The sequence below is a fragment of the Chryseobacterium sp. CG10_8 genome, assembly GCF_058117085.1.
The window spans coordinates 1-1,404 of sequence record NZ_JBYVEB010000227.1; the positions used below are offsets into that span (position 1 = coordinate 1).

Consider the following 1,404-nt stretch of genomic DNA (forward strand, 5'->3'; position numbering starts at 1 on the left):
AGTATTAGCGAAGGCGGGCGAAAAGTGAACTGAAAGTTCGATTTTCAACCAAACTGAGCCAATGCTTTTTCGGTGAAGTGAAGTTACAAAAAAATAACGAAACCGAAAAGCAGTGGCGGCGAAGAATATTCAAATTTCCAATTTGAGTATTCAAGCCCGCTTTTGCTAATACATTGTTGGTGGCAGTCTTTTTTGTTATGTTGTTTAGGGTTCAAAATTATCAAGTGTTGGTGTAATTCCACCATTAGCTTTTGTAATTTCTTTTTCAAAATTCTGTCTTTCACCTAAAAAAGTACTGTTTTTTGAAAGTAATAGAGCTATTTCATCGTGAAAATGTTTCAAACGTAAAGCACTTGTTACGCCTTTGATATAATACTTGTCCCAAAGTTCGTTTAATTCTGGGTCATTTGATAGTTTCTTACAAGTCAAGAATTCGTCAAAAACCAAATACCAATAAAGCTGAACACTTCTTTTTTCATTCGGTTTTAATAGCGTTGAATTATCATTAATGTTATGAGGAAAAGTTAGTTGCAATGCTCTCATACTTGTTTGAAACCTTGAATGAATTTCAGTAATTGTACTTTTTCGAGCCAATTCGTACATCTTATTTGAAGCTTTCATAATACTTCTTGTCAAATAGGCATACCAAGTTGTTACGCACAATATTACAATTCCTACTAAAATTGAATATAAGTTATAAGTTTCTGTTGTCATTTTTTTGAAATTTATGTTTGTAAATATCTGTTTTTCATTTGAATGCTGTTGTTTTAAGATTGCCACCAACGAAAAAGTATTAGCGAAGGCGGGCGAAAAGTGAACTGAAAGTTCGATTTTCAACCAAATGAAGCCAATGCTTTTTCGGTAAAGTGAAATTACAAAAAAATAACGGAACCGAAAAGCAGTGGCGTCGAAGAATATTCAAATTTTCAATTTGAGTATTCAAGCCCGCTTTTGCTAATACGCTGTTATGCGACGTTATCTTGGAATTATTGGTTCCGCATTATGATAATAATTCATGTTTTTCCAGTCTAAATCTTCAAGCTTCTCTAATTCATCTACAAAAAAGGATTGATGAAATTCATTTATATATGGTTTGTGTTTAGGATTATAGCTATCCATATTACTTAATCTACCATTGTGATACCAAAATAAATATAGTTTGTCTCCATTATTGTCAAAATAAGTTTTCATTGTTTCATTTTCGGGATCGTGTCCAGAACAATAATAAATTTCATTTCCATATTTATCAAGAACAGAGATTCCTTCATTTTCAAAACATAATTTTCCTCCAAAATAGTCGGTATGATATATTTTGATGTATTCACCAATATATTCTCTTTTTCGAATTTCTATATCCAAAATATTTTGGTTTTCAGTTAGAATATCATTTAAAATTTCGTTTGA

Annotated in this window: 2 protein-coding genes; both read right to left on the bottom strand. The window is 31.1% G+C overall.

Annotated elements, in window-relative coordinates; all coding sequences use genetic code 11:
- Positions 1-204 precede the first annotated feature (204 nt).
- Positions 205-714 (bottom strand): hypothetical protein, encoded by a 510-nt coding sequence (locus AC4AGG_RS16410; protein ID WP_489773101.1) that lies wholly within the window; start codon positions 712-714, stop codon positions 205-207.
- Positions 715-975: 261 nt separating this feature from the next.
- The coding region (locus tag AC4AGG_RS16415; RefSeq protein ID WP_489773102.1) for a hypothetical protein at positions 976-1,404 on the bottom strand (429 nt) is incomplete at its 5' end.